The sequence below is a fragment of the Bdellovibrio bacteriovorus genome, assembly GCF_002208115.1.
In the GTDB taxonomy this organism is placed as follows: domain Bacteria; phylum Bdellovibrionota; class Bdellovibrionia; order Bdellovibrionales; family Bdellovibrionaceae; genus Bdellovibrio; species Bdellovibrio bacteriovorus_C.
In genome coordinates this window covers 3,186,695-3,205,775 of the sequence record NZ_CP020946.1, presented here as the reverse complement: position 1 = coordinate 3,205,775, position 19,081 = coordinate 3,186,695, and the positions used below count along the sequence as shown (strand labels likewise).

The following is a 19,081-nucleotide window of genomic DNA, read 5'->3' as shown; positions in this document are numbered from 1 at the left end:
AGTTTAAGCCGCTTAAGTTGGATATGGTGTCCGGCTTGGCCCTTTTTTGGGTCCGCTGTCTCGTTTTTTGACGGCGGCAGACGGTTTAAAGCGATTTGGGAGTACGTATGCTGTCCTGGAGCCGTTCAACATTTGCCATGCTTCTTTGCTCGTCCATGCTGGTAGCCTGTAGTAAAGAGACAGAAAAAATCATCGTCAAGGACTCTCTGCCTCCCGGGAAAATCGAGGCGTCCGCCAAGGTCAGTAAAAATCATGTGACCTTTGAAAAGTCCTCTTTAGGAAAGCTGTTCATGCTGGTTCCGACGGTTATCGAGTCGTCCCGGTCCGCTGCGCCCAGTTTCTTCCGCCCTCAGTTGATTTCTTTTGAAAGAAACGGAGATCGCATTGCGATTTTCAATCAGACCGTCAAAGACGTCGTCGAGACGGTCACCGCTGACCAACTGATCCAGAGTTTTGCAATTGTCGATGAAACTGCCGACCAGGTGGTGTTCGACATGGGGCAGGGCTTCCTGTCCATGAATTTGCAGGAATCGATGGAAATCGTTTTGCCGTACACGTATTCCGACGTGATCGAACGTGGCGAACGCAAGCTGGAATCTCATCTGGATATCAAGGATTCTTACGTGAGTTCTTTGTCCCTGCGTAACAACTCGATCTTTATGAAGCAGGTGATCCGTGTTGTCGAAAAGTCCCGTGAAGCGGGCGAAGCAAACAAGGAAGCCGAAGAAAAGATGAAGCAGATCGGGATGAAAAAGCCTGAAAAGTTTGAAACCAGCAAAACTCTTTTCTTCGAGATCAAACCTTACCTGCAGAACGATGAGTTTAAGTCCAAGCCCATGGATGCGCAGAATCGTTTTGGGTTCTTCGTCAATAACACCTTCAAGAAGGATGAAGACAACATGAAAACCCAGATCATCCGCTGGAACACCGACGAAAAAGCAGGTGACATCCGCGTATTGATCGACGCCAACGTTCCGAAAAAAATGGAGGCAGCAGTCAGAGAGGGCGTGACATACTGGAACCGCGTTCTAGGGCGTGACGTTCTGAAGATTGAAACCGGCTACAAGGATTCCGATCCGCAAACAGACCGTTCAATCGTGATTCGCTGGATTCACTGGGATAACGGGTTTGGTGCTTACGCCAATACCCAGGTGGATCCTCTGACGGGTGAGGCCTTCCGGGGCTTTGTTTATATGACGTCCTCTTTCACCAAAAAAGAAGACATGACGGGCGGTGGACAGAACGATCTGTTCTCGTTCAAACATGGCGATCTGTGCGGGATGAGAGTCGATATGAATCAGCCGGATCAGGAAGATAATGTGCGTGCGGTGATAGCCCATGAAATGGGTCACGTTCTGGGGCTTCGCCATAACTTCGCAGGCAGTTCGTCCGTCGATCACACGGACGAAGAGATCAAGGAAACGCTGGAGCAGCGAGCGAAGGGAAATCTTGTTATTGAAAAGGCTGTTGTTACCACTGTGATGGACTATACGGACAATGCCGCGTCCTTGGCTTCCGGAGCCTTCATCAAAGACAAGATCATGCCTTATGACCAAAAAGCCATCGACTGGGCTTATAAGGGCATCGAGTCCGTGAAAAGCAAAGGCATGTATTGTTCGGACGAACATATTCTGGAAGCAGGAACTGGCGGAAGAACTATCATTGGTTGTGATCGTCAGGACAAGTACCGCAATGTCTTCTTTGCAGAGCGCGAAAAGATTCTCAGCAGTGCGAAGGACAGTTTGAATGGCACCATTTCTTCTTTGGAGTACATGAAGAAGGCCGGGTACAAGATCGAGCACAAAGCCTATGTTCAGGTTACCTTCAATCCGTCATTGGAGATTGCAGAACTCCTTTACAAAAGCGACAAGAAAAATCCTCTTTTGACAATTGCCGATGTGGTGGAGGACTACATTACTCCGTACATGCGTTGGGGCTACAATGGGAAAGACTTTAACAGTGGCAGTACGACCGGGGATGCTGAGATCAGCGAGCAGTTGAAAGAAGTGGGCGGATTGACGGCTTATCTGAAGAGCTTAAGCCCGACGGTGAATGATCCTGAATTCTTCCAGAATCTTGCCAAGGAAGCCCTGGCGGCGGGCAAGTTCGACAAGATCGGTTTGACCCCTGAAGAGCTTGTCGTGGTTAAAGAAGGTCTGTTGGAAAATTCGGCGAAACTTGACGCCGAAGCCACAGACCTTGCCATGAAAGCCATCGACGTTAACAAGCTTCGCGACACCATCACTAACCGGTAGTCAGCATCCCACTGGCAACACCGGTGACTGTTTCCCGCAGCAGCTTGATGTCTTTGGTTTCAAGGGCGACAAGCTGCAGGACGTTCAAAGGATGAATCAGCGGAGAGCGCAGACCGATGCTGGTTTCAAGCCACGGGCGGTACCATAAAAGACTTTTCTCCCGGGTGAGTTCCCGGATGCACTTGGAAGCTTCCGCATACTCTTTGCGGAAGCTTTTTTCGTATTTAGCGACCGTATCTTTGCTTAAGCGTGAAGAGCGCAAGTACATAAAGAACACGTCCATCTCGATTTTTTCCAAGGTAAAGCCCACGGCTTTAATGTAGCTGCGGAACATCGCGGATTCTTTAAGGGCTTTGCGATACCGGCTTTTCTCTGAAGCCGTGAGACTTTTCCAATGACTTCCCAAGCCCCACCACGTCGGGAACAGGGCGCGGGTTTGGGTCCAGCACAAAACCCACGGGATGGCGCGCAAGCTCTTGAGTTGCACGGGTCCTTGCCGTTTGGAGGGACGTGAACCCATGCGCAGGTCCTTCATGAAAGAATAGGGCGTTGCTTTTTCTATCAACTCCAGAAAGTCCGGCTGTTGCAAAATCTGCTGATAGCTTTGCTGAACAGAGTCCGACAGCCTCTGCAGGGCCTTGCGGTTGACGGCCGAGGTGCGCGTGGCCGGCGCCTGCTTGCGGGCATCGCGATTTTGAGTCAGCAAATTAAGTTGCCGCTGCAAAATGGCCGGGGAATTGTAACTGCGATAGATCATTTCCCCTTGAACCGTCATCTTCACATTCTTCAGAGCCGAAAGCGGCCACCACTCCGTCTGCTCTTGAATCGAACCGCCACCGCGTTCGATGCTGCCGCCGGATCCGTGGAAGAAGATCGGGACCAGTCCGTGCTTTTCAATGACGGACTCAAGCCCCAGCATGGCCGACTGGATCAGGAAGCGTGACGGGAAAGAGCCGTTTTCCTTGGCTGAATCCGAATACCCGAGCATCACCTCCAACTGAGACGACCAGTGTTTTTTGATTAGTGCTTTGTTCTTTTTCACGGAAAGAAATGCGCTGATGATGTCCGTGCCATTTTTTAATGAATGCGAACTTTCAAACAAGGGCACCACTGGCAGTCGGGGACCCTTTAACAGGCGTGAGCTCAGCCGGATGCCCGCCTCGATGTCCCTGGCCGATTCACACTGACTTAAGATAAAGCCACGCACATAGTTTCGCGGGCTGTGTTCGGGGCTTAGGTTTGCCAGGGTTTTTAGCATGCGGCTGATGTTCATTCGGGATCTTGAATCGGTCAAAGCCTCATGCACCAGGCTGCTGTCTTCGCGAATTTCAAGCGGCACCACCAGACCCGGGAAGATTTTCAGCAAATAGCGGATGCGATTCAGAGTCGGGGACTCAGCTCCAAAAATGCGCTGCTGTTCCATCGCAAGGTCATGGACTGATTTGCTTAAGGCGTGAACCCGCGTGGCATCGCCGGAGGAAATACGACGGGTTCTTGTCAGGTTTCTTTTTACAGCCACAGCATGCCTTTGCAGTTTTCGAATGTCATTTTTTTGCTGCAACCCAGATCGGGACAACGGAGCCAGGTCCGCAAGATAGGCGGCGAATTGTTTTTTCACCCAGTTGTGCAGGCGGGTCCGGGACATGCCAAGACTTCCCAGCATGGTCTTTTCGTTCACGCCAGGGTGTCCGTCCTTGTCGCCACCCACCCAGGTGCGGATGTAAAAGGGAATCCGGGCATGGCGTTGTTGCAGATAGATTTCGATAATGTCGTCTTGAAGGACCAGTGAATAAATGTACTCGGCCTCGTCCATGACCGAAGGTTTTCGCTGCTTGGACATGGGAAGCTGCCAGGCCATACGAAGCAGCGCATGCAGTTCTGGCGTCTGATCATGTCTTTCCGCGGTCAGGCGCTGCAGAAGCAACTGATGAATTTTGCGGAAGTAGAAAATGATGTCGCTATTGCGGGATTCTGTTGGATGGGCCGTCAGGACGTGGATGATGCGCCCATAGGCGTGGGTTTCTTCACTGAGCGGCGCGGTCTTTTCCTCCAGCAGACGGTGAGTGCGATAGGCGGACTCGCAGGCGTTGATCAGTTCCAGCATCAGGGCAAAGGAATGTGCAATTTCAAAGCGCTGAGGGGGCGAAAGAATTTCCATGTCGCTCTTTAGTTTTAACAAGCTCGCAAGCTGCCCGCCGGATTTGGATTTCACAAAGCGACGGATGTTTTCAATTCGTTGAAATTGCTGGGCGCCCAGTTCTGCTTTGATAACGTGTCCGAGTTCCGTCACGGCCCAGTTCACAAGTGAGGTTAATTCCTTTGCCAGAGCTTTTTTCATGCTTGCTCCTATCCGTTGGAATAGTTTAGGACCCTTTCCTTCGTCGAGGGAAGTCGTATATTGGGACGACTTCTGTCTGGTTATGATGCGGTGTAGGTGTAAAAAGTCACCAGGCACCTTTTGGGGAGGGGGGAATGTGCCGATAAGTTGGGCATGAATATTAAGGGACTGATTTCCAACATTATACCGAACAATGAAGTTCGCCATGTTGATTCGATCGGAAAGACGATTCAGTCCGACTCTGCACACGATCGTGATGCCAACGGGCAAGAGCAGTATCAGAATCAGCAGCAACAGCACGAGCCGATGACGGAAGAGCAGCTTGAAAAAGCCATGGATCATCTGCGCAGTCTGCCGGCAATGAAAGAACACAAGTGGACTGTGGAGCTTGAAGATGAAGGCGATGGACGCTTTGTTGTTGTGAAAGACAATCTGGGCACGATCATCCGTCGAATTCCTGAATTGGAATTATGGACTTTGCCGTCGGATAACTCTCCTCGAGGACAGCTACTTAAGCGTTCGGCTTAAGTTTTAATTTCAAAAGAGCATAAGATTCCCGGCAGGAGGTCCAGCAAATCAGGACCCTGTCAAAATCCCTGTGGGTTTATTTTCATTAGAGCCCTGAAAGCCTCTCCACTGGCCTTTCCTAGAGACATTTAATTGACTCACGGTCACTGAATCATTTTGACACAATGAATTCATGGCAGGGATTCGTATAACCGGCATGGCCTCTGGGCTACCACCAAATATCGTTGAGCAGCTGATGGATGCTGAGCGGATTCCCGTGAAACAAATGGAAGCTGGTCGCGCCAAGCAAGAGGACAAACTCAAGCTTGTGCAGGATCTGGAATCAAAGGTGAATGATATCACCAAGAATCTGGGTGAACTGACTTCTTCCAGCGGTTTTGTCGACAAAAAGTTTCTGAGTGGCGATCCGAATGTAGTGGAAGGCCAAGTCGACCCGCAAATGGCCATTCCGGGTGAATACTCTGTGGAAGTGGTGCAGTTGGCGCAAAAGCCTGCGGCCATGTCCAACGGCTTCCCGGACAAGGATCAGACTCAGATCGGTGTTGGTTATATCAAGTTCGAAACACCGGAAGGAACAAAAGAGGTTTACATCAACGGATCCAATTCGACTTTGGAAGGCGTGATGAAACAGATCAACGCTGCCAATGTGGGATTGAAAGCCCAGGTGCTGGAAGATCGCAAGGATCAGGAAAACCCGTTCAAACTTTTGGTGTCGGGTCTTTCCACCGGTAACGACAGTCAGGTGACTTTCCCGAAGATATATCTTCTGGACGGGGATCAGGACATGTACTTCGAAGAGTCGCGCAAGGCGCAGAACGCGAAGGTCAAAGTCGACGGCTTTGAGATTGAACTTCCCGACAACAAATCCACGGATTTGGTACCGGGCGTGACATTGGATTTTAAATCGGCTGCGCCGGGACGCGAGATTCGTCTTTCCGTGAAAGAAAATCTCGAGGTCATCAGCGGCAAGATTAAAAGCTTTGTGGATGCTTACAATGGGGCTTTGGATTTTATCCAGAAGCAGAGCAAGCTGCAGGCCGGTAACGGCAAGAATCCGTCCCTGGGCCCATTGGGCGGTGACGGCATGCTGCGTTCGATTGAAAACAGTCTGCGCCGTGTGATTTTGAATCCGCAGATGGGTGTGGAATCACCAATTCGCCGTGTGGGTGAGCTGGGAATTGAGTTCAACAGAAACGGTACTTTGAACTTCTCGCAAGACAAGTTCAACAAGGTGCTGCAGGCCAACCCACAGGGTGTGGCGGCGTTCCTGCGCGGTGACGGGTTTAACACCGGCTTTGTGGCCACCGTCAAGCGTGAGATCGGGAATCTGGTGAACGGGCAGTTCGGCACCATCTCCAACCGTAAGCGTGGTCTGGAGGATCGTATCAAGCAGGTGAACAACCGCATTGAAACGAAAGAACGCCAGTTGGAAAGAAAAGAAGACAGTCTGCGACGCAAATTCGCGGATCTGGAACAGAAGATGTCGGACCTCAATGCGCAGCAGGCACGCTTCGCAGCGATGGCACCCAAGGCATAAGAACGTTGAATAAGTGAAGGATGGAGTGAGGGGTCTATGAATAAAAATGCATATCAGAAGTACAAAACGACTTCGGTACAAAGCGCCAGCCGCGAAAAAATCCTGCTGATGCTGTACGAAGGTGCCATTAAATTCACGAAGCTGGCGATCAAGGCCGCTGAGGAAAAGAAGATCGCGGACCGCGGTATGAATATCGGGCGCGCTTTCGATATCATTATGGAACTTAACAACACTCTGGATCACAAAGTCGGTGGCGATGTCGCGAACCAGCTTGAACAGCTTTATATGTTCATGATGGAGCAGTACACCAAAGCCAATATCACAGGCAGTCCTGAGCCATTGAAGGAAAACTTGAAACTTCTGAACACGCTGTATGATGGCTGGGTTCAGGCTGTGGAAAAGTTGAAGCAGGAAACCAATAATTCACCAGACAAAAAAGCGGGCTAAGAATGAGTCACTGTGGAGGGGACATGACCAGAATTATCACCTTGTTGAACGAAAAGAATCATTACCTCGAAAAGTTCTATGCACTGAATGAAGTGGAACTGGCAAACTTCGCCCAAGGGCAGTTTGACAATCTGGAGTACTTCTATCAGACCCGCGACCGCATTCTGGATGTCCTGAAATACGTGGATGCCCAGATTGAAAAGGCTCACTCCGAAATCGGGGCTGAAAGTGTGATCGCCGAAAACGAACGCCGCGAGGTGAAAGAGGCTTTGTCCATCAAGGATGAATATGTTGCCCGCATTATCGAGCAGGATATTCAGGTGTTGGCTTGCATTGAAATGGCCAAGAACTCCATTATCCGTGAACTGCAGGAGGTTCGCCGCAACCGCAAGGCTGTGGGTGGTTACAAGACCAAGACCTTCAATCAGCGTCTGGATGAAGAGGTCTAGGAAAAATTTTCCTGACAAAAACATGACGGCGAGTTTGGCCAAAGAGTCAAACAACTGGCTGAACTTGCCTCAGATTCAATTAAATCACAAACGACCCATTGGCATCTGTGTTGCTCCATCAAGTCTTCGCGAGGAGAGCACAACAGATGTTGGAAAATCAGATCGTTCAAAAGTCCAGTGAAATTTCCGGTGACCATTCAGGTCCTGAGTTCGTTCAGGAATCCACTAAAATTTATTTTGATCCGCAACAGGCTATTGCCGATTTCGACGCGGAAGTGCCGGAAGTCAAAGAAGAAAGAATCACGGACCCTCGTGTAGCCAACTTCATCCGTCATGCCCAAGTGTTGATGAAACATCGCGAATACCCTTTGGCGATGAATCTGTTGCGCGAAGCCAGTAATAAAGATTCCAAGAACCCAGCAACGTTGAACATGCTCGCAAACTGCCTGGACAAGATGTCCCGCAGCTCCGAGGCTTTGATCGTCAGAAAGACTCTGGCACAAGTGGACTATGGCTTTGAAAGCCTGCACGGTTATGCCACGTCTTTATATAAGTCCGGTCGCGATCAGGAAGCTTTGGACAAGTATTTTGAAGCTTTGGCGGTTCTGACGGATGAAACCGGCACTTTGTTTGAGACCTACAAAAACATGGGTAACATTTTCGTGCGTCAGGGCGACTTCGACGGAGCGGAAGAATACTATAATAAAGCCTACACCATGAACCCGCAGTCCGATGTGCTGCTGGTGAATTTTGGTACTTTGGAAGTTCAGCGCGGTGACTATGACAAGTCCCTTTATTGCTTCCGTAAAGCCGTTGAAATCAATCCGGAGAATGACAAAGCCTGGGTTGGTCTTGCCATGGTACACAGTCAGTTCGGTGATATGGAGCTGGCCTGGGCCAATATTGAAACGGCAATCGATATCAATCCACAAAACCGTACAGCCGTTCATCTGGCGGCAAACTGGGGTTTGCGTGATGGTAAGTTACAAAAAGCCATCGAAGCTCTTCAGGGTTATCTTGCAAGTGTGGAAGAAGACGAAGACATGTCCCTGGTTTTGATCAACCTGCTGTGCAGTGCCGGTCAGGTGGATCAGGCGATGCTGGAAATTGAACGTGTTCTTCTTTGGAATCCAGATCACGCGGAAGTCAGAAGTCTTAAAAAGAAAATCATTGCATCACAGAAGGTTGCTTAAAATGCCTATGATCACATTCTCTGAAAATCACGAATCATCTTTGGTTGCTTTTGAAGAGGGTCAGGCCCTGGCTTCTTTGCGCGATCCGCGCGGTGAAGGTTTGAAGTGGGCTTATTCCCTGGGAGTTCTGCCGGCTGAGCATGTTGTCGTCGTGGGCCTTGGTGCCGGATTCCATGTGGCGGCTCTGGCGGATGTGGATCCTGATGTGCGTATCACGGTGATTGAATCCCGCGAATCCCTAATTCCGGTGTTCCGCTCCCAGTTTCCGGATCTTGAGGACCGCGTCGAGATTCGTGTGGTGCAAACGGCTCAGGATCTGTTCAAGTCGGAACTTTTCCAGGAAGTGCTGAATCATCGCTCTTTCGTTCTTTCCTTCCACGAATGCTGGGGCGCGCAGGCTCAGTTCTTTACTGAATGTTTTGCGCACCTAACCGGTCGTTCGGTGGAATCCGTTCGCTATCATTTCGAAGAGTTCGGGATCAATATGAAGGCCCTTTACCTGAAGCCAAATCAGTTGTTGTCCATCAATGACGTGATTCCGGTGATTGAGGCCTCTGCAATGCCTGAAACTAATAAACAAATTTTCCGCGTGCTCGGTGAATTGGTGAAATAAATGAAGATTCTGGTTGTCTCTCTTCTGAGGCTTGGTGACATCATCCAGCAGGAACCCTTGCTGCGCGGATTGCGGGAAAAACATCCCACCGCCGAGATTCATCTGCTGATGAACCGTCAGTTTGCAAATGTCGAACGCATCCTTCACGGTGTGGTGGATAAGTACATCCATTTTGACCGGGAAACATTGCAACGGGGCTTGGGCGAGAGCGGCTTTAACATTCTTTATTCCTATTCCCTGCTGGAGGAACTGGTGCAGTCGCTGAATGGCGAGCGCTATGATCTGGCTTATAATTTTACGCATAATAAACTCAGTGCTTATCTGTTGGGGGCGTTGGAGATTCCCGAAAAGCGCGGTCTGCATCAGCAAGATGGCCGCTTCCGTGGCATGGACAACCGCTGGATTAAGTACTTTAACGATCGCTTTTCAGGGACTCAAAAGTCTTTGTTCCATTATGTGGAGCTTTTGGGGAGTTCCTTTGATCTTCCGGTTCGCCCTCAGGCGGCAGGGGTTCGCAAGAAAAGCAAATCCATTCTGTTCCAGTGCCTGACCAGTCAGACTGCGAAGAACTGGGGTCTGGATAATTTCGTTCAACTGAAGCGAACCATTGAAATGGCCCTTGTTGATTACAAGGTTCAGATCCTGGGGGCTCCGTTTGAACGTGAGACTTTGTTAACTGCATTTTCTGAACGAGACCTTTTGATCTGTGATCTTTCCGAGGCTCGCAAGCATCTGCAAGACTGTGCTTTGCTGGTCACGGGCGACACGAGTATCAAGCATCTGGCGGCCCAGATGGGGGTTCCGTTGGTGGAACTGGTTTTGGGCACCAGCGATGCGGTGAAAACCGGTGCATTTTCTGAAAACGCACGAATCCTGACTGAAGACATCACAGTGGAACGGGTGTTTGGTGAAGTCTGGGATGAACTCAGTGGTGAATCCAAAAACATTGAAAACACCGCAGGCTCTTTGGAGCGGGCGACTTGGAAGCTTTATCTGGATAAAGCCTCTCGCGATGCAGAGCCGGCCTATGTCGCGGCTCTGAAGCAGCTTTTGGATTCTCATCCGGAAAAGAACCTGGTGCAGGCTTTGGCCGGTTATCAGGAAAAGACGCAAATTTATCTGGCGTGGCAAAGACGCATTATCGCAGCCCTGCCTTCGCGGGAAGTTCTGGCCAGCCGCAAGACGGTTTCAGCCTCGGATGTGGCGGAACTGATATTAGTGGCTCAGGATATTATTAAAAGTAAAAAAGATGAGGCCGGTTACTTCCAGGGGTTCGTGGAATCCCTGTTGGCCCGCTATTCTCAGGCGACCCAGATTCTGGATCGTGTGCAGGCGGACCTGGAAGATCAAGCCGAGCTTCTGGCAATTCGTGAAACATTGACTCGTCATTTGCAATCTCTCTCCATGGAAGGAGCGTACTATGCAAAAGGAATTGGACAACTATCTATCAGTGGCTTTGAAGAGACTGGAAAAAGCCTACAGCGAGATCTTGAAGACGCAAAGTTATAGCAAGGAAGCTGAAAAAGTTCAGTTGTTGAAAGAACTCGTCAAGGAACAGATTAAAAATGAAAATACTCATCCTGCAACTCGCTAGGCTCGGCGATATTTATATGACCTGGCCTGTTTTGCAGGGCCTGCGTCGTACTTATCCCACGGCAGAGATTCATATTCTGACTCGTCCGCGCTTTGAAAGCGCCCTTGAAGGGTTGCAGGCGGTGGATCGCCATTGGTCACTGCCTTCAAGTCATATTCTGACGCCGCTGATTCAGGCCGAGCCGGATCTGGAAGCGTCCCTCCAGCACATGGATGAATTCGTGACGACTTTGAAGTCCGAACAATTCGACCGCATCATCAATTTCACATTCTCACCATTTTCCAGCTATCTGACCCACGCGTTGTCTGACGCGAAGACCGTGGTGAACGGGTACACCCGTAATGCCGACGGCAGTTTGTGTTTTGCTGATGACGTCAGTGCTTACTTCTATGCCCAGGTGGGACTTGATAAGCCCAATCGTGTTCACGTGGCTGACATACTGGCTTCGATGGTGGATGTGCAGTACACGGAAGAGGACTGGAGCATATCGACTTATCAGGAAACGTCTGTGACTTTGCCAGAGCGCTATCTGGTTTTGCATGTCGGAGCCAGTGATCCTCAAAAAGCTTTGACCCCGGACACGTGGGTGCGTGCTTTGAAAGTCACTTCGCTCAGATATGCGCATCTTCCGGTGGTGCTGATTGGTTCCGCTGCCGAAGCTCCACTGGCGCTGCAGATTGAATCTCAGGTGCCGGATATGACTTTTGTGAATCTGGCGGGGCGTACGCAGGTTTCAGAACTGCCTGCGATCATCAAAAAAGCCGAAGTGCTGGTGGGTTGCGACAGTGCGCCTATTCATATTGCCTCTTTGACGGACACACCGACTTTAAATGTCAGTGTGGGGCCGGTGAATTTCTGGGAGACCGGTCCGAAGGCAAGTCTGTCCTTTATCTATCGCCGCGAAAGCGAAGCCGAAGTGGTGGGCGAGGACCTGGGTTCGGTGCTGGGGGATCTTTTGGATGGTCAGGTGCGCGAAGGACTGATCGTCAGAACGGGTGGCCTTGTGAGCTATGCTCGCGAAGAGGCACCCGCTGAAAGCTTCCAGTGGCAGTTGGTGGAAGCCCTTTATATGGGCGGCAATTTCCCGATCGCCGACCGCATGGAGATCCTGCAGGGGGCGATGAAGCTGAATGATATCAATACTTTTGCTATGGAGCAGTTGGCGTTGATTCCCGAGTTGGGGGTGGCCAAGGTGGCTCCTTTTCTGGACAGCGCCGAAGAAGTTATCAACAACATTAGCCGAATGGTTCCGGAATTGAGTCCTCTAGTAAGCTGGTATCACGCGGAAAGAATCCGCATTGCACCCGGCTCGCTCGAGGAAATCCGTACCGCAACATTGAATGTGCATGAGCGATTCAAACGCTACCTTCATGTATACATTCCGCATGAGGCACTCAAGGAAGAGGCAGGCAATGGAGCGGTTTAAAGTCAGCGGAGACGATCTTCGCAATTTCTATAATGAGAATATTCCCTTAGCGCGTGTGTTCAGCGATATCGAATCGGACTTGCGCCATACCAACCAGGTTGTTTGCCGCTACATCGTCAACGGTCTGGAAGTGGCTGAAGCCGATGAGGCGCGTTTTTCAACGGTGACCTTGGAACAGATTGAAACCTTGGAGTACCTGACTGAAAACAGCCGCGATCTGACGGGCATTGTTTTGCGCGGCTGGATTGAGGCGATGCCGGAACTGATTCAACAGACCGAAAACCTGGCCAAGCGCATGCGTGCTCAGGGGTTGAGCGGTCTTTTAAAATCCATTCACGATCTGGTTCACAATTGTGAGTTCCTGATCGACAGTGCCATGACGATCAAAGAAACCATGGGGGATCAGTTCTTTGGCGCCACGCCTCTGGACTGGGGCAAAACCGAAGCTGAGAGCAAAAGAACAGTTCTTGAGGCTTTGCGCGCTCTGGAAAATAAGGATTTTGTTCTTTTAGCGGATGTCCTGGAGTATGATTTAAACAATGTTCTTCAGATGTGGCTGGACCACCTGAAGGTGTTGGAGAAATCACTTAATGGCGAATACACAGGAAATCAGTTCGATTCCGAACAAGCTCGATCCCATTCTATGGGTCGGAAACGTATCGCCAATTAGACTTCCGCACTTTTTCCCGTTTCAAAAGCGGGAAGTGGAGATCATTTTCAGGGCCTCTATTGCTGAGGCCCTTTTGCTTTTGCAGAATCAGCGCTTTTCCTCGATCTTAGTCCAGGAAGTTGGCAACTCCGATGCGTTGGAGTTCCTGTACCAAGCCCGCCTGTTGCAGCCGATGGCTCCGCGTATTTTGATCGCAGAAGAGCTTAACGAACAGGAAGTCCGCGAAGGCATCAACAAAGCCCAGGTGTATCGCTTCATGCGCTGGCCTTTGACGGAGCATGAGATTTGGGAACAGCTTGAAAACGCTTTGCAAAAGCACGCGATGTTCCTGTCCCGTTCTTTGCTGCTGAAAGAATCCTCGCACCAGAATAAACAGCTTGAAGCCCTGACCCATTCCCTGGAGGGCATGGTCGAAGAGCGCACCCAGTACATTGAAATGTCCCACCACGAGGAAAGCGAAAAGCTGACCCGGGAACGTCAGTTGATTCGTTTCATCAAGGATCTGGCGACGCAGACCTCGTTTGAAGACATCCTGGCGATTCTGCGCAAGGAACTGCGCAAGTTCCATAAGATGGGGGACCCGATTTTGTCCTTTCGCTTGGGCGGATCCAAAACCTTCTTTTTAAGCTTTCAATCCGGGCATTTCACTCAGACCGAATCCTCAAGTTATTTTGAATTTCCCAAGACCGCGCAGGTGCCCAGTGCTGAGCTGATTCGCTCGTTTGCCAATCACTTTGGCCGTCCGTTTGTTAAAGCCTATGTTGTGCCTTTTGAACTGCGCATGACCAGTCACCTGACCAGCGGTGAAGGTGAAGCGATTTTGTGCATTGAAAACTCGCTGAACGACAAAGAGATGGGCCCGTTCATGGATTTCATGAATGACCGGGTTCGTCCGCTAAGTATGGCCTTGGACCGTGTTCTTTTGGAAAACCAGCTTTCCATTTTCTCTTATCGCTGGGAGAAAACCTTCGATGGCATGCGCGATCCTATCGCGATTGTGGACATCGATTACAATGTGGTTCGCGCCAATCGCAAATTCAGCGATCGTTTCATGCACCACAAATGTTACGAAAGTTTTGCCCATCGCAAGGCTGCTTGTGAAGGCTGCCCGGTGCCGCAGGCTTTGAAAGAAGGCGCTCCGGCCGCAGGGCAGATCCAAGTGGATGGGCGTATTTATCAGGTGCACAGCTATCCGGTGCTTTTGGATCAGGGCAGTCGGCCCACGAATATTGTGAACCAGTATGTGGATATCACGCAGTCCCGCGAACTTTACCTGCGCATGTTGCAAAGTGAAAAAATGGGAGCCATTGGTTTACTGGCCGGAAACATCGCCCATGAGCTGAACAATCCTCTGACGGGGCTTCGTTCGTTGTCCCAAGTGCTGCTGCAGGAAGCCGAAGAGGGCAGCAATCTGCATTCTGATCTGGTTGAGATTGAAAAGGCCACGGCCAGGTCTCAGCGCATTATTAAAAACCTGCTCGATTTTTCGAAAGGGGAAGACCAGCCATCTGAATATATCAGTGTGGACGAGGTCGTTGAGCGCACTTTGCCGATGTTGAAGTCGGCGTTGCGCACCCACCGCCTGGAGGTGGATTTACAAACTTTGGGCTCCACGGTTTATGTGGAGCCGCATTTGCTGCAACAGGTGGTCTTTAATCTGATTAACAATGCCTGTCAGGCCATGAAAGATCCGGGCCGCTTGAGCTTGCGCACCAGTTTGGTGAATGGCTCGGTCGTGCTGGAGATTGAGGACACCGGACCGGGCATTCCGGAAGAGATCCGCCGCCGCATCTTTGAACCCTTCTTTACGACAAAAAAAGAGGGACTTGGTACGGGTCTTGGGTTAAGTATGTCTAAGTCAGTCATTGAAAAATTCGGAGGCACCATCGAATTCCGAAACGTGGATCCCCACGGGTCTTGTTTCACGATCGTGCTTCCGCAAAGGAATGCGCCTTGAAGATTTTAATTGTTGATGATGAAGCTCTGGTCCGCCGCTCTTTGAGCCGTGCCTTGAAAGGCAAGGGTCATGACGTGCTGGAGGCCGGTGACGGCAATGAAGGCCTGCAACTGTGGCAGACTTCAAATCCCGATCTGGTGTTTTTGGACGTGCTGATGCCGGGTCGTACCGGTCCTGAAGTTTTGAAGGAAATGCGCGATCAATCCAAAGCCAAGGTGATTTTGATGTCGGCTTTCGCCGGTGAACACAACATGGAAACCGCTCAGCAGATGGGTGCGAATCTTTTTGTGCCGAAGCCTTTTGAAGATATTTTTGCCGTTGTGAAAATGGCAGAGGATTTGTAGTCATGAGAATTATTGCGGGGAAATATCGTGGACACCAGTTGGTGGCATTTGATGCCGACCACATCCGCCCCACAACGGACCGGGTGAAAGAAACCCTGTTCAATAAATTGCAATTTGATATCGACGGCGCCCGTGTGGTGGATTTGTTCTGCGGCACCGGCAATCTGGGTATTGAGGCTTTGTCCCGCGGGGCGGAGTTCTGCACCTTCGTTGAAAAGAACCCCAAGTCCCTGGTCATCACGCGCAAGAATTTTGAAAAGCTGCGTGTGCCGGCTTCGGATTACAAGATCGTCAATATGGACGTGATCGCTTATTTGAAATCCTATGAGGGCGAACCGTTCAATATTATCTTTGCCGATCCTCCGTTCACAGAAAAGATGGCCCACTTCGTGATGGAAGCCGCCAGCACCAGTGCAGCGTTTGGCAAAACGACCCTGCTGGCGATTGAATCCCAGGCCAAAGAACGCATGGAAGACCGTTACGGCTGTGTGGTTCGTTACAGCAAAAAAGAATATGGCGATAAAATCCTAAGTCTGTTCTGCCACGAAAGTGCTTTGGAGCAGGATGAAGAACCGGCACCCGAAGAGGAACAACATGAGTAAAATTGCCGTTTACCCAGGAAGCTTTGACCCCATCACAATGGGGCATGTGGATATCATCAACCGTATTTCCCCTTTGTATGACGAAGTCATCGTTTTGGTTGCACAATCTTCACAGAAGCAAAGCATGTTTTCTGTTGAAGAACGAAAGACTTTGATCGAAAAAGCCTTGTCCCATCTGAAAAACGTCAAAGTCGATATCTTTGGCGGCCTGACGGTGGAGTACATGAAAAAAGCCAAAGCCCAGGTGATCGTACGGGGCTTGCGTGCGGTTTCGGATTTCGAGTACGAGATGACCATGGCGAACATGAATCGCAAGTTGGCGCCGGACTTTGAAACCCTTTTGGTCTTTGCCAGCCCCGAGTTCTATTATATTTCTTCGCGCGGGGTGAAAGAGGTTGCCATCAACGGTGGCGCCTTGAAAGGCCTGGTTCCGGACGTGGTGGTCGAAGCGATGGAGAAAAAAATCAGAAAGTAAGGAGCGAATCTTGATCCAGCTTTCCAAACGAGCGCAAAATCTGAAGCCTTCTCCAACTCTGTTTCTGGTGGCAAAGGCCAAAGAGCTGGCGGCCCAGGGGCACGATGTGATCTCCCTGACTGTTGGAGAGCCCGATTGGCCCACTTTCAAGGGGGCTTCCGACGCAGGTATTGAGGCTATTCAAAAAGGCATCACCAAATACACACCGGCCAACGGCACGGTGGAGCTTAGAAAATCCATTTCAGAAAAATTGAAGTCCGAACTGGGGTTTGAATATTCCCCGAAAGAAATCACGGTGGCTTCCGGTGCGAAGTACATCATCTTTTCGGCGCTGCAGATGATCTGCTCGCCGGGGGATGAGGTGGTGATTGCGACGCCTTACTGGGTCAGTTATCCCGCGATGGTGGAGCTGGCGGACGGTGTGCCCCACATCGTTGAATGCGGAGAAATGGAAAACTTCAAGATCACGCCGGAAAAACTGGAAGCGGCGATCAACGCCAAAACCAAAGGCTTCCTGTTCTGTTCGCCAAGCAATCCGACGGGCTTGCAGTATTCTGCGGATGAACTAAAGGCCCTGGCTGAAGTTTTGCGCAAACATCCGCATGTGGTGATTATTTCTGACGACATTTATAACCGCCTGGTCTTTGATGGCAGTAAGGTGGCGCCGCACATTTTGACGGTGGCTCCGGATCTGAAGGATCGCACGGTGCTGGTGAATGGGGGCTCTAAGGCTTATTCCATGACCGGCTGGCGCATTGGCTGGGCTTCGGGTCCTGAGCGCCTGATCACGGCGATGGCGGACTATCAAAGTCAAAGCACGGGGTCTCCTTCCAGTATTTCCCAGCATGCCCTGCTGGCGGCGATCAAGACTTCAGAAGCGGACATCAAAGGTGTCGTGGATAAACTCGTGGCCCGCAAGAATTCAGGTTTGAAAGAGCTTGAAACCGTGCCGGGTTTTAAAACCGCGGAACCGCAAGGGGCTTTCTATTTCTGGGTCGACATCCGTGCGCACCTGGGTAAGTCCCATCAAGACCGCGTGATCCGAACTTCAAAAGACTTCTGTGATGTGCTGCTGGAAAAATTCTTTGTGGCGACCGTGCCGGGGGCTGAATGCGGAACCGAAGGGTTCATGCGTTTGAGCTTTGCGGTTTCAGAAGAGACCATGAAGCGGGGAGTGGCCCGCATGAAAGATCTGGTCAGCCAGCTTGTTTAAGACTAAAAAGAAAAGGCCTTGATCGCTCAAGGCCTTTTTTATTTTCATTTATTATCGCGGATTAGAACAAGTTACGGAAGAAGCTCAGCATTCGGCTTAAGAAGCCTTCTTCTTTCAGCGGGGTCACTTTGCCGCCTACAGAGCTTGGGCTGCGGCTGTCATCGGCACACTTATAAGTGATGTCGATGGTGCGGCCTGCAGGAACCGCTGTGCTAAAGACGATGCTTTGACCTTCCACGCGGGATTCAACAGTCCCGATACTTGGTGTGATGGTCACATTCACAGTACCCACCGGAGTGCACTCCAAAGGCACAGAGCTTAAAGAGTCTTTGATCTTATCAATGAACAGATTCAAGTTCGTGGAATAGTCACTGTCACAGATACTGCCGATCCCACCACCAGTCAGCTGGGACAGTTCCGCGTACTTAAAGCCGTAATGGCTTTTCGCGCCGCCAGCGTCCTGGGATGCCTTGCAGGAAGAATCACCCGGTTTTACGATGATGGAATTCACCGTGAAACGCTGAGTAGCCCCGAAAGTGGAGCGAACATAGTCGACAAACACTTGTGGCTTGTCTTCGTTTTCAAGAGCTTTCAATTCACCCGCGTAAACCTGCTGTGAAGCATCGCCACCGATGCTGCGCTCGTCTTCGTCAGAGATAATGATATAGGCGATCCCGGCATCTGCTCGGTAGCAGCCGTTGTTTGGATTGTAGTGATAGTCACCGTTATAAACGTGGTGATAAGCGGCTTTGATCGCACGCTCGTCGTCAGAGTTTTTGTAACCGGCGCCGATATATTCAATAGTGTGGGCAAAGACCGCGTTCAAATCCACGTTGCTGGATTTTTTAAGCACCATGCCCAGGGAAGTGGAGGCCGTGGCGTTTTTCTGCCAGTAGATGGAAGCACCCCAAGCGGAATCCGTTGCCGTCACAGGAAGCGCACGGGTCACTGTCGCACACATCTGCCAGTCAATGTTAGAGCTTTGCAGTTTAGTGATGAAGGCTGAAAGATTCGCCGCCAGTTTGCGGTTGTCCGGAAGCATGGAGTTGGAATCGTCGATCACCAGAATGATATCAAGCTTATTGTCAGAGGCTTGAACGGTGTTGTTGTAGTGAACATCGCGAAGGGTGGCGCCCGGAGTTGGAACCGGATCGGGAGTTTTTCCATCCGTACCGACATCGTCGTTGGAAGGGGCAGAAAATTTTACAGGTCCACAGGCACTCAAAGCCAACACCAGCAACACAGAGGCCCAACGCGCCCCTTGCCATTTTTTCAACGACATAATCCACACTCCCCTTTGTTGCATAATAACACACCGGTTTTTCTGTCCCAAAGCGAGTTAGGGTCTAGGTCCTGCTTTGATACATTTAGGACCTTGGTCTCATTGTGAGACGGACCTTGGCCAGTCTAAAATAAATAACAGAATAGCCGGGGAGGCCA

Annotated in this window: 17 protein-coding genes; 15 read left to right on the top strand and 2 right to left on the bottom strand. The window is 50.6% G+C overall.

All coding sequences use genetic code 11. The features are described from left to right. Positions 1-107 precede the first annotated feature (107 nt). Positions 108-2,255, top strand: coding sequence for a zinc-dependent metalloprotease (locus tag B9G79_RS15380; protein WP_232468774.1), 2,148 nt, complete (start codon positions 108-110; stop codon positions 2,253-2,255). Here B9G79_RS15380 and B9G79_RS15375 read toward each other — a convergent pair. After that, on the bottom strand, positions 2,245-4,593 hold the full coding sequence (locus B9G79_RS15375; protein WP_232468772.1) for a phosphoenolpyruvate carboxylase: 2,349 nt from the start codon (positions 4,591-4,593) through the stop codon (positions 2,245-2,247). The genes B9G79_RS15380 and B9G79_RS15375 overlap by 11 nt on opposite strands. 153 nt (positions 4,594-4,746) lie before the next feature. On the opposite strand from B9G79_RS15375, the gene B9G79_RS15370 reads away from it, so the two are divergent. From B9G79_RS15370 to B9G79_RS15305, 14 genes are all read left to right on the top strand, one after another. Next, entirely contained in the window at positions 4,747-5,121 is a 375-nt protein-coding gene (locus B9G79_RS15370; protein ID WP_088566274.1) for a flagellar protein FlaG, read from the top strand. 196 nt (positions 5,122-5,317) lie between these two features. Further along, on the top strand, positions 5,318-6,658 hold the full coding sequence (gene fliD, locus B9G79_RS15365) for a flagellar filament capping protein FliD (RefSeq protein WP_232468770.1): 1,341 nt from the start codon (positions 5,318-5,320) through the stop codon (positions 6,656-6,658). A 36-nt stretch (positions 6,659-6,694) separates the two neighbouring features. Then, positions 6,695-7,105 (top strand): flagellar export chaperone FliS, encoded by a 411-nt coding sequence (gene fliS, locus B9G79_RS15360; protein ID WP_011163179.1) that lies wholly within the window; start codon positions 6,695-6,697, stop codon positions 7,103-7,105. A gap of 23 nt (positions 7,106-7,128) precedes the next feature. Beyond that, on the top strand, positions 7,129-7,554 hold the full coding sequence (locus tag B9G79_RS15355) for a hypothetical protein (protein ID WP_088566272.1): 426 nt from the start codon (positions 7,129-7,131) through the stop codon (positions 7,552-7,554). Between the two features lie 146 nt (positions 7,555-7,700). Then, the gene (locus tag B9G79_RS15350; protein WP_088566271.1) at positions 7,701-8,747 is read left to right on the top strand and encodes a tetratricopeptide repeat protein; all 1,047 of its coding nucleotides are present in this window, start codon (positions 7,701-7,703) and stop codon (positions 8,745-8,747) included. Between the two features lies 1 nt (position 8,748). Continuing rightward, positions 8,749-9,360: a hypothetical protein gene (locus B9G79_RS15345; protein WP_088566270.1), complete on the top strand. Its 612-nt coding sequence runs from the start codon at positions 8,749-8,751 to the stop codon at positions 9,358-9,360. Beyond that, positions 9,361-10,869 (top strand): glycosyltransferase family 9 protein, encoded by a 1,509-nt coding sequence (locus B9G79_RS15340; protein ID WP_088566269.1) that lies wholly within the window; start codon positions 9,361-9,363, stop codon positions 10,867-10,869. A gap of 101 nt (positions 10,870-10,970) precedes the next feature. Next, complete coding sequence (locus B9G79_RS15335) at positions 10,971-12,380, top strand: glycosyltransferase family 9 protein (protein ID WP_232468768.1); 1,410 nt, start codon at positions 10,971-10,973, stop codon at positions 12,378-12,380. Next, the gene (locus tag B9G79_RS15330) at positions 12,367-13,050 is read left to right on the top strand and encodes a hypothetical protein (protein WP_011163185.1); all 684 of its coding nucleotides are present in this window, start codon (positions 12,367-12,369) and stop codon (positions 13,048-13,050) included. Before B9G79_RS15335 ends, B9G79_RS15330 begins: the two co-directional genes overlap by 14 nt. 34 nt (positions 13,051-13,084) lie before the next feature. Beyond that, on the top strand, positions 13,085-15,007 hold the full coding sequence (locus tag B9G79_RS15325; RefSeq protein WP_088566267.1) for an ATP-binding protein: 1,923 nt from the start codon (positions 13,085-13,087) through the stop codon (positions 15,005-15,007). Beyond that, positions 15,004-15,351, top strand: coding sequence for a response regulator (locus tag B9G79_RS15320; protein ID WP_038451406.1), 348 nt, complete (start codon positions 15,004-15,006; stop codon positions 15,349-15,351). Before B9G79_RS15325 ends, B9G79_RS15320 begins: the two co-directional genes overlap by 4 nt. Positions 15,352-15,353: 2 nt before the next feature. Further along, positions 15,354-15,953 (top strand): 16S rRNA (guanine(966)-N(2))-methyltransferase RsmD, encoded by a 600-nt coding sequence (gene rsmD / locus B9G79_RS15315; RefSeq protein WP_088566266.1) that lies wholly within the window; start codon positions 15,354-15,356, stop codon positions 15,951-15,953. Then, positions 15,946-16,428 carry a pantetheine-phosphate adenylyltransferase gene (gene coaD / locus B9G79_RS15310; RefSeq protein ID WP_088566265.1) on the top strand — a complete coding sequence of 161 codons (483 nt, stop codon included), beginning with the start codon at positions 15,946-15,948 and terminating at the stop codon, positions 16,426-16,428. Before rsmD ends, coaD begins: the two co-directional genes overlap by 8 nt. A 10-nt stretch (positions 16,429-16,438) precedes the next feature. Next, on the top strand, positions 16,439-17,641 hold the full coding sequence (locus B9G79_RS15305) for a pyridoxal phosphate-dependent aminotransferase (RefSeq protein ID WP_088566264.1): 1,203 nt from the start codon (positions 16,439-16,441) through the stop codon (positions 17,639-17,641). Positions 17,642-17,702: 61 nt separating this feature from the next. Here the strand turns inward: B9G79_RS15305 and B9G79_RS15300 are convergent, their stop codons facing one another. After that, positions 17,703-18,923, bottom strand: coding sequence for a hypothetical protein (locus B9G79_RS15300; RefSeq protein ID WP_088566263.1), 1,221 nt, complete (start codon positions 18,921-18,923; stop codon positions 17,703-17,705). Positions 18,924-19,081 lie beyond the last annotated feature (158 nt).